The organism is Rhodococcus sp. IEGM 1354 (genome assembly GCF_030056855.1).
Lineage (GTDB): Bacteria > Actinomycetota > Actinomycetes > Mycobacteriales > Mycobacteriaceae > Rhodococcoides.
The window spans coordinates 117941-143684 of the sequence record NZ_JASHKT010000009.1 but is presented as its reverse complement, the minus strand read 5'-3'; the positions used below and the strand labels follow the sequence as shown (position 1 = coordinate 143684).

The following is a 25744-nucleotide window of genomic DNA, read 5'->3' as shown; positions in this document are numbered from 1 at the left end:
CCTCGCGACATGTTCGCGGGGGTCAGAGGTTTTTCGAAGCCCAGTCGGTCAGTGCCTGCAGGGACGGCAGCAGCGCCGCACCGGACTGAGTCAGGCTGTACTGCACCGACAGCGGCGGTCCGTGATCCACTGTTCGCTGAACCAGGCCGGCTTGGCCGAGCTCTCCGAGCCGCTCGGACAGGACCGAATCGCTGATGCCACCGACGGCCCGGCGTAGGTCCGCGAATCCCATCGACCCGTTCATCAGGGTGGCCAGCAGAATTCCGTTCCATCGCTTGCCGAGGAAGCCGAACGCTTTGGTCAAGGCTCCGTCGCAGGCACGAGGTTCGTGAGTGGGTTCGTTCGCGGCCATGACACCACCGTACCGAAGTGCTACTGCCTGCCTTGCCGCTTCTGATTCACTAGTGGCCTCAGAAAAGAAAGCAGGGCTCATGTTCATCGCAACAGTCGCCGTATCGGTGCTGCTGGCCGTGGCACTCACGTTTTCCGCGGTCGGAAAGTTGACGCGCAACCCCTCCGTCGTACCGATGCTCGAGCAGGTGGGCGTGCCCGCAGACAAGATTCCGTGGTTGGCCTACGCGGAGATCCTCGGTGCCGTCGGCCTGCTCGTCGGCCTGTTCGCGTGGCCGATCGGGGTCGCGGCAGCCATCGGCGTCATCGCGTACTTCGTCGGAGCAGTCGTCGCGCACCTGCGCGTCAAGGACAAGGAATTCGGGCCGGCGGCAGGCCTGGCCGTGTTCGCCGTCGTCGCCCTGGTCCTACGGGTGCTCAGCGCCTGACCAGTCGTAGTCCATCTGGCCCGCGGTGGCGAGAGCCTGATCGGCGCTCGTCCACCGCGCGACCAGGTGCAGCGCGAGGTCCAGGCCCGCACTGATACCGGCCGACGTCGCCAGATCACCGTGGTCGATGTATCGAACTCCCTCGTGCACAGCCAGCGCAGGCCAGCGCGTGCGCAACAGGTCGAGGTCCTCCCAGTGCGTGGTGACCGGACGCGAATCGAGCAGGCCCGCCGCGGCGAGAACGAACGCACCGGTGCACACCGATGCGACAACTTCTGCGGAGGGTCGAAGTCGCTGCAGCCACTGAAGAACTCGGCCGTCCGCTTCGACCGCGTCGACGACACCCCCGGGAATCAGGACGAGGTCGTAGGTCCGTGGATCGTCGATCGTGGTGTCGACGCCGATCCTCATCCCACCTCGCGCGCGTACCGCTCCGTTTTCGAGCCCGACGAGCGTCACGTCGAAAGGCACCGCGCTACCGGCACGTCGAGCCACCCGATTGGCCACCGAGAACACCTCGAACGGCCCGCATGCATCGAGCACCTCGACGTCGTCGAACAACAGAATGGCAATGCTTCTCATATCGCCTCAGCTGCTCGTGGTCGAAACGATGACGGGAACCATGATCGCTGCCGTCACCGCGGCATTGACGTCCGAGACCGCTTTGCGGACAGCCGCACCCGCCCACTCACCCTCGGCGATCTGCTTGGCCCTGGTCTTCAGTAGTTTCTTGTCGGCGTCGACGATGACCTTGTGCGTCAGATCGACTGCCGAGATCAGTGAGATCAGGGCAGCCGAATGCGGCGTCGGCGTCGTGCCGTCGACGAGGGCACTCCGCAGTGCATCCCGCAGCACCTTCTCCCGAGAGGTGTCGCGGGCCGGCCACGTCGTCGTCGGGAACAGTCCCCAGACCTTGTCCTGCTTCTCGGTGACGAAGCCCTGCGCGACCAGACGCGCAGCCAGTTCCTTCGCCAGATTCTTCTGCGACTTCTCGATCACCTTCTGCGGCTTCATCGGCCGCGACGCCGTTGCCACGAGATCGAACACCCGGCGCAGCAACGGGTCTGCGGGCGGATCTCCCGCGACGACGACGTGGTCCTTCTTGGTCTGCTCACCGGGACCGGTGATGCGGAGCGACCCGCCCAGGGCGAGTTCGACGACCAGCGCACCCGCGAGAACACGGGGCAACTTGGTGGAATCGGCCGATGGCTTGCCCGATTCGTCGTCGAGCAACAACAGCAGCAGGTCCTCCGCAATCAAGGTCATGCTGCGAGATTACCCACAGTGCGCGCTGGATTTGCGGTGTTCATCCGGGCGAAATCGACTGTTCAGTCGGCCCCGCCCACTCAGTTGATCAGACTCTGCCAATTCGATGGCACCCGTTCACGGGGGCCCGGAACCGTCTGATCGAGCGGATGATGTTGCGGCGGAGCAAGTTCGGGCCCGTCGTACATCTGCTCGTCCTCGTAGTTGTAGAACCAGTCCTCACCGGGCTCGTAGCTGCGCACGAATTGGTGCCGAGTGGATTCGGCGTGCTTGCTGGCATGCTGCGACGGAGACGAGTCACAGCACCCGATGTGCCCGCACTGCGCACATCGCCGCAGATGCACCCACCACCCCTGCGTCTGCGTGCACTCCACGCAGCCCGGACCGGACGGCGGGACCGTCGGATCGATACCGTCGATTGTCATGATGCCTCCTCGATTGCTGGATGAACGGGCAGTCGCACGATGAACCGGGTGTCCCCTGGCTCGGACACCACTCGCAGATCGCCCTGATGTTTCTTCACCACGATCCGCCACGAGATGTCCAGACCCAGTCCCGTGCCCTCACCGACGGCCTTGGTGGTGAAGAACGGCTCGAATATTCGTGACCGAATGTCCTCCGGCACACCGGGTCCGGTGTCGCACACCTCGATCTGCACCTGATCGTCGTCGAGAAGTGTGCGGACGGTGAGTGTGCCGCGGCCCTCCATGGCCTGCACCGCGTTGTCGATCAGATTGGTCCACACCTGATTGAGCTCGGCGGCATATGCGGGAATCGGCGGCACCGACGGGTCGTATTCCTTCACCACGCGGATATCGTCACCGATCTTGCGCCCCAGCATGATCAGCGTGCTGTCGAGTAGTTCCCGCACGTCGACGGTCTGGTACGGCGCTCGATCCATCTGCGAATACTGCTTGGCTGCGCCGACCAGAGTGGAGATGCGAGTGGTCGAATCCGAGATCTCGTTCATCAACAACTCGGTTTCCACCGTGTAGTTGAGCCACCTGATCGCCCCTTCGAGCATGGCCGGATCCCCCACCGTCGCCGACACCCGATCCAGCCACGGCACGTCGAGACCCGCCGAGACGAAAGTGGGGGCCAGATCCCATCCCCCGTCGATTCCGTTGTCGTCGAACCACTCTCCGAGCTCGTCCTCCCTGTCCGACGCCTCCATGGCCGTCAACTTGGGCGCCTTGGCCACCAACTCCACGGCCTCGTTCTGCAGTCCGACCAGATGCGACAAGCTCGAGCGATCGAGAGTCCCGCCGGCAATCATTGCCAATTTCTGCCGCATGTGCGCCACCCGATTTCGCAACGCGGACGTCGCCCGCACCGCGGCCGCGGCCGGATTGTTCAGCTCGTGCGTCAACCCGGCCGACAGAGAACCCAACGCCAACAAGCGTTCTCGTTGCTCGACGACCTGCTTGGTGTTCTGGTTTCCGAAGAACAATCCCTCGAGCAGATGCAGGGCCATCGGGAACCACTCACGCACGATCGAGGCGAAGCAGTCGGCATCGAGGACGAAGAACCGGGACTGCGCGGTCACCCGCATCGAACCCTGATAGGTCTGCGGCACTCGATCACCCAGATATGCCTGCCACGCACCGGCATACACCCCACGCTGCGAGGTGCGATTGACCACCAGGTCTTCCCCGCCCGAGAGCTTCGAGAGCACCACCGAGCCCTCGATCAACACGTAGAAGCACGTCGCTGGGTCGCCTTCCGCGTACACCGGCCCCGGCTCGATCGTCTCGATGCGGCCGTCTCGACACAGCTCGGCGAGCTGTGCGTCGGTGAGCTGCTCGAACAAGAACAGCGTCCGCAACTCCTCCGGATCACACAGGGGCGCGTTCACGGGTTCGCCAGATATCTGTGCACCAACATCACGGCCATCGCTCCCTCTCCCACTGCCGACGCGACACGTTTGGCCGAGTCGGACCGAACGTCCCCGGCCGCGAACACCCCGGGCACACTCGTCTCGAGGTGATGCGGCAGCCGCGCGGGGGTCCACCCGGCAGGACCGCGGCCGTCGACGACCAGATCGGGGCCCGTCACCACGAATCCATGATCGTCACGAACGAGCACGCCCTCGAGCCAATCGGTGCGCGGTGCCGCGCCGATGAACAGGAACAGGTACTGCGCGTCCACCGTCGTCGTCTCGTCGGTTGCCCTGTTGTGCAGCCTGATCTGTTCGAGGTGCCCGTCACCGGAGACACCGACGACCTCGGTGCACGGCCGAACGCTGATCTTCGGGTTCTCCTCGATCTGCTTGATGAGGTAGTACGACATCGATGCTTCGAGGGACGCCGCGCGGATCAGGATCGTCACCGACCTCGCGCCTCGCGAAAGATAGACCGCTGCCTGGCCGGCCGAGTTCGCGCCGCCGACGATGAAGACGTCCTGCTCGGCGCAGCGAGCTGCCTCGGTCATCGCCGACCCGTAGAACACCCCGCGGCCGATGAAGTCGTCGATTCCGGGGGCCTCCAACCGGCGGTAGGCGACGCCGGTGGACAGGATGATCGTCTGGGCGCTGATGCTGCGGCCGTCGGCGAATCGCACGGTCCGCGCAGCGCCGTTGGTCTCCAAGGCCACGACGTCCTGCGTGGTGACCACCTCGGCACCGAACTTCAGCGCCTGCCGCCGAGCCCGCTCCGCGAGTTGTGCACCCGAGACGCCGTCGGGAAAGCCGAGGTAGTTCTCGATGCGTGAACTCTGCCCGGCCTGCCCGCCCGTCGCAGTGCGCTCGATCAACGTGGTGCGCAGTCCCTCGGACGCGCCGTAGAGCGCAGCGCCGAGACCGGCCGGGCCGCCGCCGATGACGACGAGGTCGTAGAACTCTTCCGACGGTGAGACCGTCAGCCCCAGGCGGTTGCCGAGTTCGGCATCGGACGGCTCGATCAGCGCGTCACCTTCGGTGGTGATGACCACCGGGAGCCGGTCGTCTGCCACTCCGGCCGCGGCCAGCAGACGCGCGCCCTCGGACTCGTCGGACATGTACCAGCGGTACGGCAGTCGATTGCGGGCGAGAAACTCGCGAATCTCCGACGACCGCGCAGACCATCGGTGGCCGACGATCTTGGTGTCCTCGACGGCTCGGTGGTCGTACGCGCACCAGGCCTCGAGTTGGGCGTCGAGCACGGGGTAGAGCTTTTCCTCGGGTGGGTCCCACGGCTTGAGTAGGTAGTAGTCGAGATCGATGACGTTGATGGCGTCGATCGCAGCGTCGGTGTCGGCATACGCGGTGAGCAGGATTCGCCGCGCCGTCGGGAACAGATCCATGGCCTGTTCGAGAAATTCCATGCCGCTCATGTTCGGCATGCGGTAGTCGGCCAACAGGATAGCGACCGGAGTGCCGCGCAACGTCAATTCCTTCAGTGCATCGAGCGCCCCGGCACCGGATTCCGCCCGCACGATGCGGTACTGCTCGCCGTACCGGCGACGCAGGTCGCGGGCGACCGAACGCGATACTCCGGGATCGTCGTCGACGCTGAGAATGACCGGTTTCATGACCCTCCAGGACTGGTGCTCGTCAACCTCATGAGCATGCCACCGCAGGGCCCGCTACGGGAGGTGAGTGACGACGTCGAGCCTGGGAACAGCAGGGTCAGATTCGGCCGCGCCTGATCAGATCGATCTCCTGCGGGGTGAGCAGACGCTCGAGCTTCTCGGCCGGCCAGGTACGCGGGCTGCCGCTCATCCTGGCGCTCTTCAACAGGGGCAGATCACTGCTGGTACGACGCATTATCGACTGTAATTTCACGGTGGATCACTCCGAACAATTTCTTCGTTGGTCCCGACACTCCGCTTGCTACATCGATCAGTGTCCGCCCGGCGTTAACGCCGATCTGGGATCTCGTACGGCGTTTCGCGCCGAAAGACCGTTTCTCCCTGCTCTGGGTGGGGTAAACAACGGCCCACATCAACTGATCGGGGAACGTTCGTGAACACGTCGGGAAAATCCACGTCGGGACATTCGGCAACAGGTAAATCACTGGCAAATTCGGTCCAGGACAACGGTGCATTCGAGAAGGCGGCCCGGGCCGGCCACTTCGTCAGCGGAGTGCTGCACATCCTGATCGGGTACATCGCCGTCCGATTGGCGTTCGGCCAGGGCGGCAACGCCGACCAGTCCGGAGCACTCGCCGAACTGGCCGAGAAGCCCGGCGGAAAGATCGCACTGTGGGTTGCCGTCGTCGCGTTCGTGGCGCTGGCCCTGTGGCGCATCGTCGAGGCCATCGTCGGCAAGAAGTCCGATTCCGACGAGGGCAGCGCGATGGACCGACTCAAGGCGGCCGCGCTGGCCATCGTCTACATCGCATTCGCATTCTCCACCTACGGCTTCGCGACCGGATCCGGTAAGTCCAGCGGACAACAGAACGCGGGCTACTCGGCGCGACTGATGGAATCCGGTGGCGGCAAACTCGTATTGATCGTCATCGCCCTGGTCGTCATCGGTGTCGGCGGATACCACGTCTACAAGGGCGTCTCGAAGAATTTCCTCGACGACCTCGAGGGCAGCCAGAGCGGAGCGGTCGTGAAACTCGGCATCGCCGGATACGCGGCCAAGGGCACGGCGCTCGTGGGAGCGGGAATCCTCGTCGTCGTGGCGGTACTGCAGTCCGACCCGTCGAAGGCCACCGGAATCGATGGTGCTGTCAAGACCCTGGGAGCCCAGCCGTACGGGCAGGTTCTGTTGATCCTCGCCGGCGTGGGAATCGCTCTGTACGGCCTGTATGCGTTCGTCCTGGCTCGCCGCGCTCGCATGTGAGCGGGGAGCTCGCTCCGCTCGCATGTGAGCAGGAGTGGAGCCCGCGGAACGACCCAGGTGAGTGGAAGTTCGTAGTGGGCTACGAGCTTCCACTCACATGGTGGCCGAGTGTGGTCACGGCCACATAGGATGCACACAATTGGTGTGACGATCAGTTGCAGCTATTCCCACTACCCGGAGGCCCCCGTTGAGCAAGACCCTCGAAGCCACGATCGACATCGATGCCAGTCCGCAGGCCGTGTGGTCGGTCGTGTCGGACCTGCAGCGCATGGGCGAGTGGAGCCCACAGTGCAAGAAGATGAAGGTCTTCGGCGGACCCGTCGGCAAAGGAACCAGAACGCTCAACATCAACCGCAAAGGCCTGCTCGTCTGGCCGACCAGCGCCAAGGTCGTCACCTTCGAGCCGAACAAGGCGCTGGCGTTCCGCATCGTCGAGAACAAGACGATCTGGTCGTACACACTCACTCCGACGGCAACCGGAACCACCGTCGTCGAGAAGCGGGAAGCCCCCAGCGGCACCTCGGCCGTGTCGTCACTGCTGGTCAAGCGGATCCTCGGCGGGATCGACGAATTCGATGTCGAGTTGGTCGAAGGCATGAACAGCACGCTCCGACGAATCAAGACCGAAAGCGAAAAGTCGAGCCGTAAATAACTTTTCTCAGGAAGGTTTCAGGTTTGTTGCCCCTGGGCATCCGTGGTTTCGACAAGCAATCGAACACACGGAAAGTGGGGGCAACACATGTTGGGTCTCGGAATCATCGGCTGGATCATCATCGGCGGGCTCGCAGGCTGGATCGGCAGCAAGATCATGAAGACGGATGCTCAGATGGGCATCATCCTGAACATCGTCGTCGGCATCATCGGCGGCCTCATCGGTGGATACCTGCTCAAGGTCTTCGGCGTCGACGTCGAAGGTGGCGGCCTGATCTTCAGCTTCATCACCTGCATCCTCGGTGCATGCATCCTGCTGTTCCTGGTCAAGCTCGTGACCGGTCGCAGCCGCGTCTGATTTCACTCGCACTTCCCGACTGCCGGGGCCGCTCACGTACTCTGTGAGGGCCCCGGCAGTCGTTTTGTTCGCCGTCCGGTCCGTCCCCGGCGTCCGATCTCTGCCCGCATCCGAGCTCGCCCGACAGTAAGAGGAGACCGTGGCACGCCGTCCCGCCCCGATTGATCAACCACCCCGCACGGGAGTGGCTCACATCGTCGACCTGGTTCGCGAAACGGTTCCACCGCTGCACCCCGCCGGACTGCCCTTCGTCGGTGGTCCCCTGGCCGTCGCAGTGCTCGGCCGTCGGTCGAAGTGGGTCCGCAATGCCGGGCTCGTCGCCGCCGGAGCCTGCGCCACCTTCTTTCGCCACCCGTCGCGTGTGCCACCGAATCGGCCCGGCGTCGTGGTCGCTCCCGCCGATGGCCTGGTCACCCTCGTCGACACCGCCGTCCCGCCTGCCGAGCTCGATCTCGGTGCACAGCCCGTGCCGCGAGTGAGCATCTTCCTGTCCGTTCTGGACGTGCACGTGCAGCGCGTTCCCGTCGGCGGACGCGTGGTCGAGGTCGTGCACCGTCGCGGCCAGTTCAAGTCCGCAGACCTGGCCGAGGCCAGTGAGGTCAACGAGCGCAACAGCATGCACATCGAGACCGAATCCGGTCACCACGTCGGCGTGGTTCAGATCGCCGGTCTCATCGCTCGACGCATCGTCAACAACGCGAAGGTCGGAGACGTGCTCTCCATCGGCGACACGTACGGCCTGATCCGATTCGGCTCCCGCGTCGACACTTACTTCCCGGCCGGGACGACACTGCTCGTCGAACGCGGCCAACGAGCGGTCGGTGCCGAGACGGTACTCGCCGAGCTCCCCCAGTAGAAACGACATGATCACCAGACGCGCCAAGCCGCCTGCTGCTATCCGTCTGCTTCCGTCGGTCGTCACCATTCTCGCGTTGTGCTCCGGGCTGTCGGCGGTCAAGTTCGCCCTCGACGGTCAACTCGGAACCGCGCTCGCGATGATCGGTGCCGCTGCGATCCTCGACGCACTGGACGGCCGCATCGCTCGACTGCTCGACGCCACCAGCAAGATCGGTGCCGAGCTGGATTCATTGTCCGATGCAATCTCGTTCGGTGTCGCGCCGGCCTTGGTGCTCTACGTGACCCTGCTCGAGGGCAGCAGTGGCGGTTGGATCGTCGCACTGGTGTACGCCGTGAGCATCGTGCTCCGACTCGCGCGGTTCAACACCCTGCTCGACGAGGACGACACCCCGGCGTACGCCCGCGAGTTCTTCACCGGGGTCCCCGCACCCGCAGGTGCACTCATCGCGCTCGCCCCGATCGCTGCGTTCGAGGAATTCGGCGACGGCTGGTGGGCCTCGTTCTACGTCGTCGCCGGCTGGTCGATCCTCACCGCAGGTCTGATCGTCAGCACCATCCCCACGCTTGCGCTCAAGACCGTCTCGGTGCCGCCGCGCTTGGCCGCCGGTTTGCTGGTGCTGGTCGCGCTGCTCGCTGCCGCGCTCATCACCTTCCCGTTGGTCCTGCTGATGGGATTGGTGTTCGCCTACCTCGTGCACATCCCGTTTGCGGTGCGCTCGCAGCGCTGGACGGCTGCACGCCCGTACACATGGGATGCGAAGCCCGCCGAGCGTCGCGCGGAACGGCGCGCCATTCGACGGTCACCCGGCAATGCGCGCCGGTCGCAGGCGCGTCTGGGACTACGCCGACCGCGCAGCTGACGACCCCATTAGGTTGGACGTGTGACCGAATCCCGAACGCCCGAGCTCGTTCTCACCACCCGATTGAACACCTCGGCTGCCGACGCCAGACGAGGCGTCGTCCGGCTCCATCCCGAGGTCTTGGCGGCGCTCGGTCTGCGGGAGTGGGATGCAGTCTCGCTCATCGGTTCTCGGCGTACGGCTGCGGTGGTTGCCGAGGCTCCCAGCGGAGTCCCGCAGGGTACCGCGCTGCTCGACGACGTCACGCTCTCCAATGCCGGGCTACGCGAGAATGCTTCTGTGGCAGTCGCTCCCGTGACGGTCTACGGGGCGAGAACCGTCACGGTCACCGGGTCGGCCCTGGCCACCGGTTCCATTTCCGACGCCACCCTGCGCCAAGCGCTGCTCGGTAAGGTCCTCACCGTGGGCGACACCGTGTCGCTCCTCCCCCGGGATCTGGGACCGGGCACATCGACGTCGACGGCCACGCAGGCACTGTCGCGAACGTTCGGGGTGGCGTGGACGACCGAACTGTTGACGGTCTCGGTCGTCGAACCCTCCGGCGGTCCCGTGAGCGTACAACCCAATTCTGCGGTGAGCTGGGGCCGCGGCGCAGTCACCTCGGGATCACCTGAATCGGTCTCGGCCACATCGGTTCCGACGCTCGGAGCTGCGGCGCCGCCACGCGTCAGTGCGGCCGATCTGGTGGGCGTGAGCGCTGCGCAGGCCAAACTCACCGAGTGGCTACGCCTGGCGCTCGACGAGTCGGAACTGCTCGCCACCCTCGGTGCCTCTCCGCATCTGGGCGTGCTGATCACCGGCCCGGGCGGAGTGGGCAAGACGACGTTGGCTCGAGCCGTCATCGGCGAACGGCGAAGCGTCGTGCTGGACGGTCCGTCGATCGGCGCATTGGAGGCGTCGGCTCGCGTCGAACGCGTCACTGCTGCGGTGGACGAACTGACCGGCGCGGGGGTGTTGCTGATCACCGATGTCGACGCGTTGCTGCCGTCCGATCCGGAGCCTGCGTCGACGTTCGTCCTCGATGTGCTGCGCCGGGCCGTCGACACTCCCGGCTTCGCACTGATCGTGACGACGGCACATCCCGAGGCCACCGACGCCAGATTACGCGGGCAGGATCTGTGCGATCGCGAGCTGACCCTCACTCTCCCCGATGCCGCCGGTCGCAGAGCGTTGCTGGAGCATCTACTGAAGAAGGTTCCACAGGATGACGTCGACCTCGTCGAAATAGCCTCACGGACACCGGGTTTCGTTGTCGCCGATCTCGCCGCCCTGGTGCGCGAAGCGGCGCTCCGAGCGGCTGCGCGGGCATCCAACGATGCCACCGCCGCCTCGCTGATGCACGACGACCTGATCGGCGCGTTGCAGGTGATCCGGCCGTTGTCGCGCTCGGGTGCCGAGGAATTGGCAATCGGCAGCCTCTCCCTCGAGGACGTGGGAGACATGGTCGAGACCAAGCAGGCCCTGACCGAGGCCGTACTGTGGCCGCTGCGTCATCCGGATTCGTTCGCGCGCTTGGGCATCGAGCCACCGCGAGGGGTTCTGCTGTACGGCCCACCCGGATGCGGCAAGACGTTTCTGGTCCGCGCCTTGGCCAGCTCGGGCCAGCTCAGCGTCCATTCGGTCAAGGGCGCGGAACTCATGGACAAGTGGGTCGGGTCCTCGGAAAAGGCTGTGCGCGAACTGTTTCAGCGCGCCCGAGACTCCGCCCCCTCGCTCATATTTCTCGACGAGGTCGACGCCCTCGTCCCGCGTCGCGGGCAGAGTTCGGATTCCGGTGTCGGCGACCGAGTGGTCGCGGCTCTGCTGACCGAGCTCGACGGCGTCGAACCACTGCGCGACGTCGTCGTACTCGGCGCAACGAACCGGCCCGATCTGATCGACCCGGCTCTACTGCGGCCCGGCAGGCTCGAGCGCCTGGTCTTCGTCCCGCCGCCGGATGCCGATGCGCGGGTGGACATCCTGAAGGCGTCGGGCAAATCGATCCCACTTGCCGACGACGTCGATCTCGAATCCCTCGCGCACGATCTCGACGGCTACTCCGCCGCGGACTGCGCGGCCCTGCTGCGCGAAGCCGCACTGACGGCGATGCGTCGGTCGATGGACGCAGCGGACGTCACCGCCGACGATGTCGCCACCGCTCGGGCGACGGTCAAACCGTCACTCGATCCCGAGCAGGTGGCGCATCTGCGGGCCTACGGGTCGTGAGCGGAAACTCGTAGCAGGCTACGAAGTTTCACGCACGTGCGGCGAAGCCGCTCTCACTTCCAGCGGGCGAGAACTTCTTCGGCGCGCTTGGCGAGCACCATCTGGAAGATCGGCCCGAAGCTGATGCGACCGACACCGAGGGATGCGAAGTGCGACAGGTCGCCCTCGGTGGGGTTGGCGATGGCGTTGATGGGTAGCGGGAGTTCCTCGGCGAGACGCTTGTAGTCGTCGTCGTTGTGGAAGCCGACGGGGTAGAGCGAGTCGGCTCCGGCTGCGGCGGCCAGCTTCAGGCGTGCGATGGCGCGGTCGACGCGATCGTTCTCGTCACCGATCTGCTTGACGAACAGGTCGGTGCGGGCGTTGATGACGACGTGGACGTCGGTGGCGTCGGATGCCGCGCGGAGGGCTCCGACGAAGTCGGCGTGTTCCTGTGCTTCGCGGAGTCGGCCGCCCTCGCTGTGGACGGTGTCTTCGATGTTGAGGCCGACGGCTCCGGCGGAGATCAGTCCGTCGATCAGGCGCTTGGGGTCCTCGCCGTAGCCGGACTCGATGTCGACCGAGAGCGGTGCGTCCACGGCGGCGGAGATCTGGGAGATGCGGGTGAGCAGTTCGTCGAAGGTGATGCCCTCGTTGTCCGGCTTGCCGATCGAGTCGGACACGGGGTGGCTGCCGACGGTCAGTGCGGTGAAGCCGGCGGACACGGCGAGGTTGGCGGACCAGGCGTCCCATACGGTCGGCAGGACGACCGGGTTGCCGGGCTGGTGCAGCTCGAGCAGGGTGGTGGCCTTCTGGGACAGGTCGGTCATGGAGACTCCTTCGCGGCGGTTGTGGAGAACGTACGTTCTCCCACACCCAACATACCCGCTTCAGTCGATCAAATCGAGGGCTTTCATTCGGTCGAACACCATCAGTGACCCCGGGGCGACATCGGGCATAGCGGCGTACTCGTCGCGAGTGAAGTACCGGATCTCGGCGATCTCGCTGGTCGGCGTCGGCTCGTTCGACAGATCAGCGAGGAAACACGTGATCTCGAGCGGGGTACCCGTCGGATGGCCCCAGGCCTGGCACTCGAATACTCCGAGCAGCCGCACGTCGATGACCGCGGCGTCGAGCTCTTCCCTGATCTCGCGGTGCAGCGCCTGCTCGGGCGACTCGCCGGGATCGATCTTGCCGCCGGCCATGTAGAAGGCGGACTTGCCCGTCGACCGCGCCTGAAGCATGCGGCGGTGGCGAACGTACGCAAGGCCGGCGGTGCGAATGGGTCTCGGATCACTCATCGACGATCGACTCTCTTTATCGGAAACGTCCGGTTTGTACCGCATGGCACGCCGTCGACCACGCAAAGTAGGATGGAATCCGACAAACGTGCCCGCCACCGTTCGGTGGTCGGTTCGTATTTCTCAAAGACCGAGTCCTCGAAGATCCAGGTCTATTTCACACAATTTCACGACCCTACTCATCGCCGCCCTACGACCACCGCCCCGGCCCGAAAGCCGAGGCGACCGAGACGACGGAGTGATTTTTGCTCGCTATTCTTCTTGCGCACGCCGCCGCCGCGCTGCTCGCGCCGCTCCTCGTCCGGTGGTGGGGACGCACTGCATTCTTCCCTCTGGCACTGGTGCCACTGCTCAGCCTGATCTGGGTGTTCGGCAACTGGAACACCGACCAGAGGCTGCACATCGAATGGGTTCCCGGCCTGTCGATGGACATCGACATGCGCTTCGATTCGCTCGCCGCCATCATGTCGTTGCTCGTTCTGGGCATCGGTTCGCTGATCCTGCTGTACTGCGCCCGCTACTTCGAGGACGACGAGCCCAGGCTGGGCCTGTTCGCCGCCGAGATGGTCGCGTTCTCCGGAGCCATGTTCGGCCTGATCACCAGCGACAACATGCTCGTGCTCTACATCTTCTGGGAAATCACGACGGTGTTGTCGTTCCTGCTGGTCGGCCACTACGCAGAACGCGCATCGAGCAGGCGCGCCGCGACGCAGGCTCTGCTCGTCACCACCGCAGGTGGTCTGGCGATGCTGGTGGGCATCATCGTCCTGGGCCAGGCCGCCGGGTCGTACAATCTGTCCGAGGTCGTCGCGAACGCCCCGGGTGGCTGGCTGCCCGGAGTGGCGATCGTGTTGATCCTCATCGGCGCCCTGAGCAAATCGGCCATCGTGCCGATGCACTTCTGGCTTCCCGGTGCCATGGCCGCGCCGACGCCGGTCAGTGGATACCTGCACGCCGCCGCGATGGTCAAGGCCGGTATCTACCTGGTCGCGCGCCTCGCTCCGGGTTTCGCGGACTCCGGTCCGTGGCGCGCCACGGTCATCAGCCTCGGATTGCTGTCGATGATTCTGGCCGGCTGGCGAGCACTCCGCGCCTTCGACCTCAAACTCATTCTGGCGTTCGGCACGGTCAGCCAGCTGGGCTTCCTGATGGTCCTGGTCGGCATCGGATCCGAGAAGGCCATGTTGGCCGGTCTGACGATGGTGATCGCGCACGCGATGTTCAAGGCCACGCTGTTCATGGTGGTCGGCATCATCGACCACACCACCGGCACCCGAGACATTCGTAAGCTCGCCCACCTGGGTAAGAAGGCCCCGTGGCTCGCCGCGATAGCCGCGCTGGCCGCGGCCAGCATGGCCGGACTACCACCGATGATCGGCTTCGTCGGCAAGGAAACAGCCCTGTCGGCCGTGATCAGTACTCCGACGCTCGACCCCACGGTCGCCGCGGTGGTCGTCGCAGGCCTGGTGATCGGCTCGATCCTGACGGTCACCTACAGCATTCGGTTCGTCTGGGGCGCGTTCGCCCGCAAGCAGCTCAAGCGTCCGAGCCCGTCCGTCAGAGCAATGCACGCACCCTCCGCATTGTTCCTCGCCGCGCCCGCGTTTCTCGCCGTTCTGGGTCTGATCGCCGGATTCGCCTCCTCGGTCGTCGACCACATCGTCAGTCCCTACGCCCGAACCCTGCCGTCGTACGGGCAGGAGCCTTACCACCTGGCGTTGTGGCACGGGTTCAACCTGCCGCTGGCGTTGACCGTCGTCGTGGTCACCGGCGGCGTCGGGCTGTTCATCGCACATCGGGTGGTCAACCGACTCAAGTTCGAGCATCCACCGCTCGGCAACGCAGACCGCATCTACGACAACGTGCTCAAGTCCATGGACACCCTGTCCATCCGCCTCACCGGCACCACGCAGCGCGGTTCGCTCCCCCTCACCCAGGGCACCATCTTGCTGACCCTGGTGCTGCTGCCGATCATCGTGTTGCTCGTCGGGCAGAAGCCAGGCCTGGAGTACACCCTGTGGAACACCCCGCTCCAGTTTGTCATCGGAGTGATCATGATCGCGGGTGGCCTCGGCGCAACTGTCATGCGAAACCGTCTGGCCAGCGTCATCCTCGTCGGACTCACCGGCTACGGCTGCGGCGTCATCTTCGCCATCCACGGTGCACCCGACCTCGCCCTGACTCAGTTCCTCGTCGAGACGCTGACCCTCGTGGTCTTCGTGCTGGTGCTGCGCAAGCTACCGGCCGAGGTCGACGACCGCGGCTCGGCCGGATCCCGCGGACCCCGTGCCGCGCTCGCCGTCGCCGTCGGTGCCACGGTCAGTGTGTTGGGCGCGTTCGCAATGAACGCCCGCAGCGCCGCCCCGGTGTCGCTGCAGTTCCCCGAGGCCGCGTACGAGCTGGGCGACGGGAAGAACATCGTCAACGTGATCCTCGTCGACATCCGCGCCTGGGACACGCTCGGCGAAATCTGCGTACTCCTCGTCGCCGCGACCGGCGTGGCCAGCCTGGTGTTCCGCAACCGCCGGTTCGGCAGCGCTCCGCGGGTGTCCGACGCCCCCGCATCGTCGTCGGACACGAACGACGCGGCGGAGACGACGTGGCTGCTCGGCGGCGATCTGATCGATCCGCGGCATCGTTCGTTGATTCTCGAGGTCACGACGCGGTTGATCTTCCCGACGATCATGGTGCTGTCGATCTACTTCTTCTTCTCCGGGCACAACGCCCCCGGCGGCGGTTTCGCCGGTGGACTGACGGCGGGCTTGGCGCTGGTGCTGCGGTATCTCGCCGGCGGCCGGTACGAGCTCGGTGAGGCCGTTCCGATCGACGCAGGCAAGATCCTGGGTCTCGGGTTGATCTTCGCGGCCGGGACCGCGGTGGCGTCGATGTTCCTCGGCGCTCCGGCGCTGTCGTCGGCGACGTTGGAAGTGACACTTCCTCTCCTCGGTGACATCAAGCTCGTCACCGCATTGTTCTTCGACCTCGGTGTCTATCTCATCGTGGTCGGGTTGGTACTCGACGTGCTCCGCAGTCTCGGCGCGCGTCTCGACGCACAGGTGGAAATGCAGAGCCAAGGCCGAGTGAGTGCCCCATGACCGCAGATGTCGGAATGCTCGTCATCGTCGGCGTTCTCGTCGCATCGGGTGTGTACCTGCTGCTCGAACGCAGCATCACCAAGATGCTGCTCGGTCTGCTGCTGTTCGGCAACGGAGTCAATCTGTTGCTGCTCACCGTCGGTGGCCCGGCAGGTACGCCGCCCATCGTCGGTCGGGACAACTCTCTGCACCAGAACATGGCCGATCCGTTGGCTCAGGCCATGATCCTGACGGCGATCGTCATCACCATGGGTATCGCTGCCTTCGTGCTCGCGCTGGCGTATCGATCGTTCACGCTCAACACGAAGGACGACCTGGAGAACGACCCCGAGGACACCAAGGTCTCCCAGCGCCGTTCGATGGCCGAAGCACCGGACCGCGACCGTTCCGACGACCCGGTCACCGGTGAGCCGAGCTTCGGGGGCGACGCCTTCGACTCGAAGGGCAATCCGATTCCACTCGAACAGATCAGGAACCTCGAAGATCTCGAGTGCTACGAGGATCTGCACGACGGCGACTTCGACAACGACGACGACAACCCCCAGCTGCGCGGTCTCGACGGCCTCGACACGGCCGAGAAAGACGACAGCCGACCTGAGCACCCCAGCACTGACGACTCCAGCGCTGACGACTCCAGCACCGACGACACGAAGGGAGACGACAAGTGACGATCTCCCCGGGCGTGATCGATGCCCTGACCCCGCTGCCCGTGCTCATCCCGATGCTCGCGGCGGCACTGACGCTGGTGCTGGGACGTCGGCCCCGCGCGCAGCGTTTCATCACTCTCGCCGCGCTGACCGCGGTGGTCGCGATCTCGTCGATGATGCTCTATCTCGCCGACCGCGACGGGACCAGCGCACTGCAGGTCGGTGGCTGGGATTCACCACTGGGCATTTCGCTGGTGGTGGACCGGCTGTCGGCGATGATGCTCGTCGTCTCGTCGATCGTGCTGCTGGCCGTCATGGTGTACTCGATCGGACAGGGTATTCGCGACGGCAGCGAGAATCAGCCGGTATCGATCTTCCTGCCCACCTATCTGGCCTTGACCGCAGGCGTCTGCAACGCGTTTCTCGCCGGCGACCTGTTCAATCTGTTCGTCGGCTTCGAGGTACTGCTCGCCGCCTCGTTCGTGTTGCTGACGCTCGGTGCGAGTGCCGACCGGGTTCGCGCCGGTGTGTCCTACGTGATGGTCTCGATGGTCTCCTCGCTGATCTTCCTGATCGGCATCGCACTGGTCTACGGTGCCACCGGAACACTGAACCTGGCCCACATCGCCGTGCGGATGGACGACATCCCGTCCGGCACCCGCACCGCCATCTTCGCGGTGTTGCTGGTCGCGTTCGGCATCAAGGCCGCGGTGTTCCCGCTGTCCACGTGGCTACCCGACTCGTACCCCACGGCCCCGGCTCCGGTCACCGCGGTGTTCGCCGGCTTGCTGACGAAGGTCGGTGTGTACGCGATCATTCGCGCACACACGCTGCTGTTCCCGGACGGCTCACTCGACAACGTTCTGATGGTCTGCGGCCTGCTGACGATGCTCGTCGGCATCCTCGGCTCCATCGCACAGAGCGACATCAAACGACTGCTCTCGTTCACCCTCGTCAGCCACATCGGCTACATGATCTTCGGTGTCGCGCTGTCGACTCAATCGGGATTGTCCGGCTCGATCTATTACGTTGCGCACCACATTCTGGTGCAGACGACGCTGTTCCTCGTCGTCGGCCTGATCGAGCGCCAAGCCGGTTCGTCGTCCCTGCGACGGCTCGGCGGCTTGGCCGCGGCCAGCCCGGTGCTGGCCATTGTCTTCCTGGTGCCGGCCCTCAATCTCGGTGGTATTCCACCGTTCTCGGGGTTCATCGGCAAGGTCGCCCTGCTGCAGGCCGGCAGCGACCAGGGCAGCGTACTGGCCTGGTTGCTCGTGGCCGGCGGCACCGTCACCAGCCTGCTGACGCTGTACGTGGTTGCTCGTGTCTGGACCAAGGCGTTCTGGCGAGCCCGCGCCGACGCACCCGAAGGCGATCTCGCGGACAACAGCCCCTCTGCCCTGCTCGACGATTCCTCGGACATCCAGTTCGGTGACCGCGAGGATGTGGGCCGGATGCCCGCCTTCATGTTGATCCCGACGATCGGCCTCGTCGTCGTCGGTTTGGCGATGACGGTGTTCGCCGGCCGCATCATCGACATCAGCGATCGGGCGGCGGCGGATCTGCGGGATCGCTCGGTGTACATCGACGCCGTGCGGGGAGCCGAGTTCGTCGGCGATCAGGCCTACGAACAAGCACGAGCGGATGAGGAGGGCACCCGATGAAGATGAACCGTTCCTTCCTGCTGCGAATCTGGACCCTGGCATGGCTGACGGCTATCTGGGTTCTGTTGTGGGGCAACGTCTCTGCTGCCAATATCCTCGGTGGCCTCGCGGTCGGCCTGCTCATCATGGTGCTGTTGCCGTTGCCGCGGGTGCCGGTCGAGGGCCGCATCCACGTGTTCTCGCTCGTCAAGCTTGCAGTCGTATTCCTTTATTACGCAGCCGAATCCAGCGTCAGTGTGGCGTGGTTGGCGATCCGCCCGAAGGCACCGCCGGTCACCGGTGTGCTGCGCTGCCGCATCGCCATCAAGTCCGATCTGGTGCTCACCCTCTTCGTCGACGCGATGAATCTCGTTCCGGGAACGATGGTCCTCGAGATCGATCGCACCCGACGCCTGCTGTACGTGCACGTGCTGGACATGGGGACGCAGAAGGCCGTGGACGGCTTCTACGCTTACGTCCGGAACCTGGAGAAGCTGTTCGTCGCGGCCTTCGAGCGTGACTCCGACTGGAAGCCGAGCCCCCTGCATCACCAGGAGTACGAGCAATATCACGGGGTTCTCGGCGACGATCCCGAATCGGGCGACCTCGATACCCCGCGCGACGACAAGATGACCGACGACAACAGGAAGGGGGACTGGTCGTGACCGTCGTATTGGCGATCGCAGGCGCGCTGCTGCTCGCCGCCGCGATCCTCACCGCATTCCGGCTGCTCGACGGCCCGAGCACCTTGGACCGGTTGGTCGCGATGGACACCATCCTCGCCGTGTCGATGTGTGGGCTCGGTGTGTGGGCCGTCTACAGCCGCGACACCACGCTGGTGCCTGCCATCGTTGCGCTGTCCCTGGTCAGCTTCGTCGGGTCGGTCAGCATCGCGCGATTCAGAGTGAGGGACGAATGAGCACGGTAGCCCAGGTCATTGCCTCGATCTTCATCCTGATGGGAGCTCTGCTGGCTTTCACGGCCGCCGTCGGCATCGTGCGCTTTCCCGACACCCTCTCGCGTATGCACGCGGCCACCAAGCCGCAGGTGGTCGGCTTGATCATGGTGTTGGTCGGCGCGATCATCAGCCTGCGCGGCAATGTCGATATCTGGATGCTGGTGCTGGTCGGCATCTTCACGCTCGTCACCGCTCCGGTGATCGCGCACACCGTGGGACGCGTCGCCTACCGGGAACAGCGCGGCCGCGACGGCCTGCTCATCGTCAACGAGATGGAACCGAACGAACCCGATCAGTGAAGCGCGAGCGATCGGCGAAGAACGCGGTATGGAATCCGAACGCCATGCCGATCAGAATTCCGAGCACGAGCGGACCGAACACCAGTGGGTTCGCGGCGAACTCCTCGGCGAGGTAGCGGTAGCTCAACAGTAGTACGGCCATCGCGACGCAACCGTAGGTCACCAGCGTGATCCGGTCGCGGTCCCATCCCCGTTCCGGGTCGCGCAGCAACGATTCGATGGTGAGGCACAGTATCGCGCCCGCGACCAGGTCGACGCCGTAGTGGTAACCGAATCCGAGCGTCGCGGCCAGTGTTCCCACCAGCCACAGTGTGCCGCCGGTGCGCAGCCACCACGGACCGCGTCGGGAATGGATGAAGATGCTCAGTGCCCACGCGGTGTGCAGGCTGGGCATGCAGTTGCGCGGCGTCTGCGAATCGAACGGGATCTCGCCGAGGGTGCCCGAGAGCGGAACCGACTGCATCGGCCACGACTCGAACGCGAACATCGGGCCCACCACCGGAAACAGCAGGTAGAACACCGGTCCGACGAGTCCGATCAGCAGGAACGTGCGGAACAGGAAGTGTTTCGGCCACGCCGAGCCCGCGGCGACCCCACGCAGTTGGTACAGCGCAACGATGATCGCCGCGACGGGGAGCTGAATGTAGATCCAGTGCAGCGTTCCCTCGGCAACCGGGCCGAGTCGGTCCAGAATGCTGCCGAGCACCCAGGACGGATTTCCCAGCGCATGATCGGCGGCGTATGCGTATTCGTCGAGAACGTAGGGCCGGACCAAGGTCGTGATGTGCAACCAGGCATCACCCGCCTTGGTCGCGAGCAACAACAGTGCGCCGAGGGCGACGCCGCGCATCGCCCGAGCGTCATGCCGCCGGACGACATGGAACGCGAGCGCGACCAGCACCAGCGACGGCCCGTTCCCGACGGTCGGCGGCACATCGAACAGATACCGACCGCCCAGTACAACGGCATCGAGCGCAGCAGCGACGGCCAGTACGCGCAGGCGGGTGGAGTTGTTCAGACCTACCGTGGCCAGGACCAGCGCCGCCCACGGCAGCGACATCGACTTCGGTGTTCCGAACATGTCGTTCCACATGCTCGGCAGCGGGCCGGGGAAGTTCCATTTCCACGCGACGACCTGCAAAGTCACCAGGAACGCTGCCACGAGGACGGCACCGACGATCAGAGGACGAACAGAGTCCTCACGTGTCGCATCGACCTCGACGCTCTCGACGTCCCCCTGCAGCACGCCGTTGATCGTAAACGCTGAGTGAACACAAAATTAAATACAGAGGGTCACGATTGGAGATCGGTGACCAACGACTCCACGACGGCACGCAGATCGCCGCCGGATTTCGCGGCCACGGCACGCTGGCGTTGATACGAGGCCCCGAGGCGGGGAATGTCGGCCACCGCGGCAAGCTCGTCGACGCAATTCAACCGGACCGCCGTCGGCGTCAATTTCTCCAGCAGGTCGTGCAGATCGTCGGTGACCAGCCGCTCGTTGCTGTCGGCGTCGAGAATGATCTCGGCGTCGAGGCCGTACCGGGCAGCTCGCCACTTGTTCTCCTGGACGTGCCACGGCGGGATCGTCGGCAGGGTCTCGCCCGCTTCGAGTCGTTCGTCGAGATGCACGATCAGGCAGTGCGTCAACGCGACGAGGGCCGCGAGTTCACGCTTGGTCGATGCGCCGTCGCACACCCGGACCTCGATGGTTCCCCACTTCGGCGCCGGGCGGATATCCCAGTGCATCCCCCCGAGTTGCTCGATGACGCCGGTCTTGAGCTGATCACGAACGAAACCCTCGAACTGCGACCAGTCGTCGAACTGAAACGGCAGACCGGCCGTCGGCAACTGCTGAAACATCAGTGCTCGGTTGCTGGCGTATCCGGTGTCGTTGCCCGCCCAGATCGGCGACGACGCCGACAGCGCCAACAGATGCGGGTACTGCAGAAGCAACGAGTTGAGGATGGGAAAGACCTTGTCGGGAGAGGACACCCCGACGTGGACGTGCACGCCCCAGATGAGCATCTGTCGACCCCACCACTGGGTACGCGCGATGAGCTCGTCGTAGCTCGGGGAGCTGGTCAGCTGCTGCGTCGACCATTCCGCGAACGGGTGCGTCCCGGCCGAGAACAGATCGATCCCCAGAGGATCCGCGGCTCGGCGCACCAGGTCCAACGAGCCGCCGAGGTCCTCCATGGCCTCCCCGACGTTCTCGCACACTCCGGTGACGAGTTCGACGGTGTTGCGCAGCAGTTCCTTCGTCACCCGAGGGGTGTCTCCGGCGAGGTCACGAACGCCGTCCATGACTGCCTCGGCGGAGTTGACGAGATCCCGCGTGCTCTTGTCGACCAGCGCGATTTCCCACTCCACGCCGAGCGTGGGTCGCGGAGAACTCGCGAAGTCGATCCGGGGAGCGTTCAAACTACTTCAGTACCGCGCACGCCGCCCGAGCACCGGCATCACCGGTCATCAGGGTCGCCATGTCGGGTACCGCAGCACCGTCGGGCAACGTGTACCGCGGCGGGATGTTGGCGAAGTTGTCGGCACCCTCGTGCACGATGACCGACGTTCCGGCACCACCGGCGCGCAGGTCGTCCAGCGTGATCGCATCGGTGGTGGTGACCAGGCGGCCCGTGCCGTCCTCGCCCACCTGGATCGACGACAGGTCGCCGCTGGAGGGGTGTTCGGTGCGTCCGTCGACCTGCAGGTGACCACCCGCAGAGAGGAAGTTGCCCGGCTCGCCGCCGGTCGGCGCTACGGAGTTGGGCTCGCAGGCACCGACGGTGTGGACGTGGAAGCCGTGGAAGCCCGGCGTCATGTTCTCGACCTCGGCCGTGACGGTGAGCTTCTCGCCCTCCGACGCGAACGACACGGTGCCCACCTCGGCACCGGACGCGTTGCGGAGCACGCCTTCGATCATGTTCTCGGAGATGCCTTCCGAGCCACTCTCTGCCCGACCGTCACCGGCGACTGCGGCCGCGGACGGGTCTGCTTCACCGGTCCACACCGGCGGCACCGTGCCGGGTGTGTCGGACGCGACCTCGCCGTTGCTGCAGGCAGAGAGCCCGAGAGCGGCGATCGCGAGGACCGGGGCCACGTAACGCAAAGAGCGGGTCGCAGCAGTGCGTCGCTTGAACAGGTCCATCGAAGAGTGCTCCTCTTTCGGGCAGGGTGAAGGGCTTGCAAAATCATAACGTGCCGACCGATTCGGCCGAACCGGACAGGTTGTCATGCCGGCGAGTTACTGCGTCACGATGACGACGACACCCGCGGTGGATTCGAGTGAACTGGGCTTGGGCTCGGCCGGAATGCCGAGTTGGGTGGCGATCGTCTGCGCTGCCTGCTGCTCACCGGTGTCTGTGCCGTAGTACACCGCGGTCTGGGCGAACTGGGCTTCGCTGAAGTTGCCGGTCTCGGCGACCGTCCAGCCCTCGGCGGTGAGTGTGCTCGCAGTTCCGGCGGCGAGCCCGGAGACGTTGGAGTTGTTGAGCACGCGCACCTCGACGTCGGCGGCGGCGCGAGAGGTGGTTGCTGCGGCGGACGTGGTCGACGACGCGGCAGGAGCCTGCGCGGCGGGAGCTTGAGTACCGGGAGCTTGGGCCACCGGAGCAGCTGCCGTCGTCGTCGCGGCAGCGGGCGGTTCTGCTGCCGCATCCTCGGAATCGGAGCCGGTCAGAGACAGGGCACCGATCGCTGCGAACAGGATCGCGAGCGAGATCAGCACCATGGCCAGGGCACGGAGGGGTGGCCCGGTCTGTTCCGGGTTGGGGCTGCTCACGTACTCGACCCTAGCCGACCGTCGACCGAGACCTTTTGGACGGAGCCCGGCACCGCTCGGCGGAAGCTCGGACGCCGAAGCTCAGACGTCGAAACCCAGCCGACGTGCAGCACGGGCCTTCTGCCTGCTCGCACGCAAGCGGCGCAGTCGCTTGACCAGCATCGGGTCTGCAGCAAGGGCTTCGGGACGATCCACCAACGCGTTGAGGATCTGGTAGTAGCGGGTTGCCGACATGGAGAAGAGTTCCTTGATCGCCTCTTCCTTGGCCCCGGCGTACTTCCACCACTGGCGCTCGAAGGACAGGATGTCGTGCTCTCGTCGGCTCAAGCCGTCCGCACCGACTTCGTTCGGATCCTGAGAGCCGTCCGATCCCGGTTGCTGAGACTGGTTCGAGTCACGCGCTGCTGCGCCGTCCATCCCACTCCTCGACTTCTCGACTCCCCTGGGCCCGTGCGACAACCGACCCCGGGGAAATCTGCTTCCCCCAGTGCTGCCGGCACCCGTACGAGTACCGACCGAACTTCGAGCGAATTACACAGTTGTACTTCGGGGATCATTCAACCACGTTCGACCGCCCGGACCCGGCTCCCGCGAGGTACTCGCGCGTGGCGTGTTCGTCGACGACCGAACCGCCGGTGCGACACTCGTCCACCGGCTCCGCTCTCGACGGGCCGGTGGGTAGGCCGGGCGTCACCCACTATCCTTGTCGACCATGGCAATTCTTCCCATCCGGATCGTCGGCGATCCGGTGCTCCACACTGCGACCGATCCCGTCACCGAGTCGCCGGCCGAGCTCGCCGAGCTGATCGCCGACATGTACGAGACGTTGGCGGCTGCCAACGGCGTCGGGCTGGCGGCGAATCAGGTGGGCGTCGGTAAGCGTCTGTTCATCTACGACTGCCCCGACCAAGGGGCGGACGGCAAAGTTTTCCGTCGCCGCGGAGAGGTCGTCAACCCGGTGCTCGAGACGTCCGAGATTCCCGAGACGATGCCCGACCCCGACGATGACGACGAGGGGTGCCTCTCGGTCCCCGGTGAGCAGTACCCCACCGGTCGGGCCGACTGGGCGCGAGTGACCGGTACCGACGCCAACGGCGATCCGGTCGACATCGAGGGCCGTGGGTTCTTCGCCCGGATGCTGCAGCACGAGGTGGGTCACCTCGACGGCTTCCTCTACACCGATGTGCTGATCGGTCGCCACGCACGAGCGGCGAAGAAGGCGATCAAGCGCTCCGGGTGGGGCGTCCCCGGCCTCAGCTGGGTGCCTGGCACCGTCGACGACCCCTTCGGCCACGACGACGAGGACGAGGACTGATCGCTGCCGTGACCGTTCCGCCGGGGACGCGGGTGATGCTGCGGTACCGACTGCCACCCGGCCACACCCACCCGATGACGGACGTCATAGGGGAATTGGTGTCGGCCGACGCGGTCGCGGTGTCGGTCCGCGCCAAGGACGGCGCTCTGGTGCAGGTCGCCGCCGATCGCATAGTGGCCTTGAAGCCGTTGGGCCCCAAACCTGTTCGCACCTCGGAGATTCGAGCTCTGGAGGCGGCCGCGGCCGACGGGTGGCCGGGTGTCGAACAGGAATGGATTGCCGGTTGGCAGGTGCGTTTCGGGCACGGTTTCACCGGACGCGCCAATTCGGCGGTGCCTCTCGAGCCCGGCGCAGCAACGGATTCCGAGACGATGGCCGCGATCTCCGCACGGTACGACGCACGAGGACTGTCGCCGATCCTCGCCCTCCCCGACCGTCTCGCGACCGCACCGGCCGGCTGGTCGACGTTCAACGAGACCGTCGTCATGGCGGCGGACATCTCGAATCTCGTTCTACGCGAAGGTGATTCGGCTGTCACCGTCACTACCGAACCGACCGCCGACTGGTTGAGTTCTCTGCGCTACCAAGGCAGAGAAGCGTCGACGGGCGCTGCCGAGGTGGTCTCGGCCGTGCGCGACGGAACTGTCGGTTTCGGCGCGATCGGGCACGCTGGATTCGGGTCGATCGCAGTGGGCCGAGCGGCCGTCACCGCGGCCCCGGACGGCCGATCGTGGGTGGGCCTGACCTCACTGTGGGTGTCGCCGGAGCATCGACGCAACGGCCTCGGCACGTTGATGTGCGGCGAGCTGGTGCGGTGGGGACGCGAGAACGGTGCCACTCACGCGTACCTTCAGGTGGCCGTGGCCAACACCGATGCTCAGGCGCTGTACCGCGATCTGGGGTTCGGCGAGCATCACCGCTATCGCTACGCGCGCCCGGACGACGCGATCGGCCGCGAGCCTGTCGGACGCGTTCTATAGGGTTCCT

At 65.4% G+C, this 25744-nt stretch carries 28 protein-coding genes; 15 read left to right on the top strand and 13 right to left on the bottom strand.

What is annotated here, in order from left to right:
- Positions 1-22 precede the first annotated feature (22 nt).
- Positions 23-352, bottom strand: coding sequence for a winged helix-turn-helix transcriptional regulator (locus QM588_RS19620; protein WP_283315807.1), 330 nt, complete (start codon positions 350-352; stop codon positions 23-25).
- A gap of 79 nt (positions 353-431) precedes the next feature.
- On the opposite strand from QM588_RS19620, the gene QM588_RS19615 reads away from it, so the two are divergent.
- Positions 432-779, top strand: coding sequence for a DoxX family protein (locus QM588_RS19615; protein ID WP_283315805.1), 348 nt, complete (start codon positions 432-434; stop codon positions 777-779).
- Here the strand turns inward: QM588_RS19615 and QM588_RS19610 are convergent.
- The 5 genes from QM588_RS19610 to QM588_RS19590 form a co-directional block, all read right to left on the bottom strand.
- Positions 759-1361, bottom strand: coding sequence for a DJ-1/PfpI family protein (locus tag QM588_RS19610; RefSeq protein ID WP_283315804.1), 603 nt, complete (start codon positions 1359-1361; stop codon positions 759-761). The two genes, QM588_RS19615 and QM588_RS19610, sit on opposite strands and share 21 nt — an antisense overlap.
- Before the next feature lie 6 nt (positions 1362-1367).
- Complete coding sequence (locus tag QM588_RS19605; protein WP_283315801.1) at positions 1368-2045, bottom strand: GOLPH3/VPS74 family protein; 678 nt, start codon at positions 2043-2045, stop codon at positions 1368-1370.
- A gap of 80 nt (positions 2046-2125) precedes the next feature.
- The gene (locus QM588_RS19600; RefSeq protein WP_032382254.1) at positions 2126-2470 is read right to left on the bottom strand and encodes a UBP-type zinc finger domain-containing protein; all 345 of its coding nucleotides are present in this window, start codon (positions 2468-2470) and stop codon (positions 2126-2128) included.
- Complete coding sequence (locus tag QM588_RS19595) at positions 2467-3900, bottom strand: ATP-binding protein (protein ID WP_283315797.1); 1434 nt, start codon at positions 3898-3900, stop codon at positions 2467-2469. Before QM588_RS19595 ends, QM588_RS19600 begins: the two co-directional genes overlap by 4 nt.
- Positions 3897-5552 carry an FAD-dependent oxidoreductase gene (locus tag QM588_RS19590; RefSeq protein WP_283315795.1) on the bottom strand — a complete coding sequence of 552 codons (1656 nt, stop codon included), beginning with the start codon at positions 5550-5552 and terminating at the stop codon, positions 3897-3899. The genes QM588_RS19595 and QM588_RS19590 overlap by 4 nt, the downstream gene beginning before the upstream one ends.
- 433 nt (positions 5553-5985) lie before the next feature.
- Between QM588_RS19590 and QM588_RS19585 the strand changes: the two genes are divergently transcribed.
- The 6 genes from QM588_RS19585 (at position 5986) to QM588_RS19560 (ending at position 11745) form a co-directional block, all read left to right on the top strand.
- Positions 5986-6813, top strand: coding sequence for a DUF1206 domain-containing protein (locus QM588_RS19585; RefSeq protein WP_442972949.1), 828 nt, complete (start codon positions 5986-5988; stop codon positions 6811-6813).
- 187 nt (positions 6814-7000) lie between these two features.
- Positions 7001-7465, top strand: a complete 465-nt coding sequence (locus QM588_RS19580; RefSeq protein ID WP_027498458.1) for an SRPBCC family protein — start codon at positions 7001-7003, stop codon at positions 7463-7465.
- A gap of 87 nt (positions 7466-7552) precedes the next feature.
- Complete coding sequence (locus QM588_RS19575) at positions 7553-7822, top strand: GlsB/YeaQ/YmgE family stress response membrane protein (protein WP_027498459.1); 270 nt, start codon at positions 7553-7555, stop codon at positions 7820-7822.
- A 139-nt stretch (positions 7823-7961) separates the two neighbouring features.
- Positions 7962-8678 (top strand): phosphatidylserine decarboxylase, encoded by a 717-nt coding sequence (locus tag QM588_RS19570; RefSeq protein ID WP_094717243.1) that lies wholly within the window; start codon positions 7962-7964, stop codon positions 8676-8678.
- Positions 8679-8685: 7 nt separating this feature from the next.
- Positions 8686-9540, top strand: a complete 855-nt coding sequence (locus QM588_RS19565; protein ID WP_027498461.1) for a CDP-alcohol phosphatidyltransferase family protein — start codon at positions 8686-8688, stop codon at positions 9538-9540.
- A gap of 21 nt (positions 9541-9561) precedes the next feature.
- Positions 9562-11745: an AAA family ATPase gene (locus QM588_RS19560; protein ID WP_283315789.1), complete on the top strand. Its 2184-nt coding sequence runs from the start codon at positions 9562-9564 to the stop codon at positions 11743-11745.
- A 53-nt stretch (positions 11746-11798) separates the two neighbouring features.
- Here the strand turns inward: QM588_RS19560 and QM588_RS19555 are convergent, their stop codons facing one another.
- On the bottom strand, positions 11799-12551 hold the full coding sequence (locus QM588_RS19555) for an isocitrate lyase/PEP mutase family protein (protein WP_283315786.1): 753 nt from the start codon (positions 12549-12551) through the stop codon (positions 11799-11801).
- Positions 12552-12611: 60 nt separating this feature from the next.
- Positions 12612-13022, bottom strand: a complete 411-nt coding sequence (locus QM588_RS19550) for an NUDIX hydrolase (protein ID WP_209205268.1) — start codon at positions 13020-13022, stop codon at positions 12612-12614.
- Positions 13023-13267: 245 nt separating this feature from the next.
- Here QM588_RS19550 and QM588_RS19545 point away from each other — a divergent pair, with 245 nt between their 5' ends.
- The 6 genes from QM588_RS19545 to mnhG are packed head-to-tail and all read left to right on the top strand — an operon-like array spanning position 13268 to position 19661.
- Positions 13268-16117: a Na+/H+ antiporter subunit A gene (locus tag QM588_RS19545; protein WP_135041490.1), complete on the top strand. Its 2850-nt coding sequence runs from the start codon at positions 13268-13270 to the stop codon at positions 16115-16117.
- The gene (locus QM588_RS19540) at positions 16114-16785 is read left to right on the top strand and encodes a Na(+)/H(+) antiporter subunit C (RefSeq protein WP_032386142.1); all 672 of its coding nucleotides are present in this window, start codon (positions 16114-16116) and stop codon (positions 16783-16785) included. Before QM588_RS19545 ends, QM588_RS19540 begins: the two co-directional genes overlap by 4 nt.
- Positions 16782-18425, top strand: coding sequence for a Na+/H+ antiporter subunit D (locus QM588_RS19535; protein ID WP_027498466.1), 1644 nt, complete (start codon positions 16782-16784; stop codon positions 18423-18425). The genes QM588_RS19540 and QM588_RS19535 overlap by 4 nt, the downstream gene beginning before the upstream one ends.
- Positions 18426-18427: 2 nt before the next feature.
- Complete coding sequence (locus QM588_RS19530; protein ID WP_283315917.1) at positions 18428-19069, top strand: Na+/H+ antiporter subunit E; 642 nt, start codon at positions 18428-18430, stop codon at positions 19067-19069.
- Positions 19066-19323 carry a monovalent cation/H+ antiporter complex subunit F gene (locus QM588_RS19525; RefSeq protein ID WP_094622782.1) on the top strand — a complete coding sequence of 86 codons (258 nt, stop codon included), beginning with the start codon at positions 19066-19068 and terminating at the stop codon, positions 19321-19323. The genes QM588_RS19530 and QM588_RS19525 overlap by 4 nt, the downstream gene beginning before the upstream one ends.
- A complete protein-coding gene (gene mnhG / locus QM588_RS19520) occupies positions 19320-19661 on the top strand; it encodes a monovalent cation/H(+) antiporter subunit G (protein WP_094622783.1) in 342 nt (113 codons plus the stop codon). The genes QM588_RS19525 and mnhG overlap by 4 nt, the downstream gene beginning before the upstream one ends.
- On the opposite strand, the gene QM588_RS19515 is transcribed toward mnhG, so the two are convergent.
- The 5 genes from QM588_RS19515 to QM588_RS19495 form a co-directional block, all read right to left on the bottom strand.
- Positions 19627-20916 carry a DUF5933 domain-containing protein gene (locus QM588_RS19515; RefSeq protein ID WP_442972951.1) on the bottom strand — a complete coding sequence of 430 codons (1290 nt, stop codon included), beginning with the start codon at positions 20914-20916 and terminating at the stop codon, positions 19627-19629. The two genes, mnhG and QM588_RS19515, sit on opposite strands and share 35 nt — an antisense overlap.
- A gap of 38 nt (positions 20917-20954) precedes the next feature.
- On the bottom strand, positions 20955-22085 hold the full coding sequence (locus QM588_RS19510; protein ID WP_027498472.1) for a glutamate--cysteine ligase: 1131 nt from the start codon (positions 22083-22085) through the stop codon (positions 20955-20957).
- A gap of 1 nt (position 22086) precedes the next feature.
- Positions 22087-22809 carry a superoxide dismutase[Cu-Zn] gene (sodC, locus tag QM588_RS19505; protein WP_283315775.1) on the bottom strand — a complete coding sequence of 241 codons (723 nt, stop codon included), beginning with the start codon at positions 22807-22809 and terminating at the stop codon, positions 22087-22089.
- A 96-nt stretch (positions 22810-22905) separates the two neighbouring features.
- Positions 22906-23442, bottom strand: coding sequence for a LytR C-terminal domain-containing protein (locus QM588_RS19500; RefSeq protein ID WP_179274498.1), 537 nt, complete (start codon positions 23440-23442; stop codon positions 22906-22908).
- Between the two features lie 81 nt (positions 23443-23523).
- The gene (locus QM588_RS19495; RefSeq protein WP_032389011.1) at positions 23524-23859 is read right to left on the bottom strand and encodes a DUF3263 domain-containing protein; all 336 of its coding nucleotides are present in this window, start codon (positions 23857-23859) and stop codon (positions 23524-23526) included.
- A gap of 295 nt (positions 23860-24154) precedes the next feature.
- On the opposite strand from QM588_RS19495, the gene QM588_RS19490 reads away from it, so the two are divergent.
- The gene (locus QM588_RS19490) at positions 24155-24757 is read left to right on the top strand and encodes a peptide deformylase (RefSeq protein WP_027498476.1); all 603 of its coding nucleotides are present in this window, start codon (positions 24155-24157) and stop codon (positions 24755-24757) included.
- 8 nt (positions 24758-24765) lie between these two features.
- Positions 24766-25737: an N-acetylglutamate synthase, CG3035 family gene (locus QM588_RS19485; RefSeq protein WP_442972948.1), complete on the top strand. Its 972-nt coding sequence runs from the start codon at positions 24766-24768 to the stop codon at positions 25735-25737.
- Positions 25738-25744: the final 7 nt, after the last annotated feature.

Excerpts from the sequence above, each read along its gene's own strand:
- QM588_RS19600 (WP_032382254.1), bottom strand. The coding sequence starts at position 2,470 with ATGACAATCGACGGTATCGATCCGACGGTCCCGCCGTCCGGTCCGGGC.
- QM588_RS19590 (WP_283315795.1), bottom strand. The coding sequence starts at position 5,552 with ATGAAACCGGTCATTCTCAGCGTCGACGACGATCCCGGAGTATCGCGT.
- QM588_RS19575 (WP_027498459.1), top strand. The coding sequence starts at position 7,553 with ATGTTGGGTCTCGGAATCATCGGCTGGATCATCATCGGCGGGCTCGCA.
- QM588_RS19540 (WP_032386142.1), top strand. The coding sequence starts at position 16,114 with ATGACCGCAGATGTCGGAATGCTCGTCATCGTCGGCGTTCTCGTCGCA.
- QM588_RS19565 (WP_027498461.1), top strand. The coding sequence starts at position 8,686 with ATGATCACCAGACGCGCCAAGCCGCCTGCTGCTATCCGTCTGCTTCCG.
- sodC (WP_283315775.1), bottom strand. The coding sequence starts at position 22,809 with ATGGACCTGTTCAAGCGACGCACTGCTGCGACCCGCTCTTTGCGTTAC.
- QM588_RS19615 (WP_283315805.1), top strand. The coding sequence starts at position 432 with ATGTTCATCGCAACAGTCGCCGTATCGGTGCTGCTGGCCGTGGCACTC.
- QM588_RS19620 (WP_283315807.1), bottom strand. The coding sequence starts at position 352 with ATGGCCGCGAACGAACCCACTCACGAACCTCGTGCCTGCGACGGAGCC.
- QM588_RS19490 (WP_027498476.1), top strand. The coding sequence starts at position 24,155 with ATGGCAATTCTTCCCATCCGGATCGTCGGCGATCCGGTGCTCCACACT.
- QM588_RS19495 (WP_032389011.1), bottom strand. The coding sequence starts at position 23,859 with ATGGACGGCGCAGCAGCGCGTGACTCGAACCAGTCTCAGCAACCGGGA.
- QM588_RS19555 (WP_283315786.1), bottom strand. The coding sequence starts at position 12,551 with ATGACCGACCTGTCCCAGAAGGCCACCACCCTGCTCGAGCTGCACCAG.
- mnhG (WP_094622783.1), top strand. The coding sequence starts at position 19,320 with ATGAGCACGGTAGCCCAGGTCATTGCCTCGATCTTCATCCTGATGGGA.
- QM588_RS19605 (WP_283315801.1), bottom strand. The coding sequence starts at position 2,045 with ATGACCTTGATTGCGGAGGACCTGCTGCTGTTGTTGCTCGACGACGAA.
- QM588_RS19610 (WP_283315804.1), bottom strand. The coding sequence starts at position 1,361 with ATGAGAAGCATTGCCATTCTGTTGTTCGACGACGTCGAGGTGCTCGAT.
- QM588_RS19550 (WP_209205268.1), bottom strand. The coding sequence starts at position 13,022 with ATGAGTGATCCGAGACCCATTCGCACCGCCGGCCTTGCGTACGTTCGC.
- QM588_RS19530 (WP_283315917.1), top strand. The coding sequence starts at position 18,428 with ATGAACCGTTCCTTCCTGCTGCGAATCTGGACCCTGGCATGGCTGACG.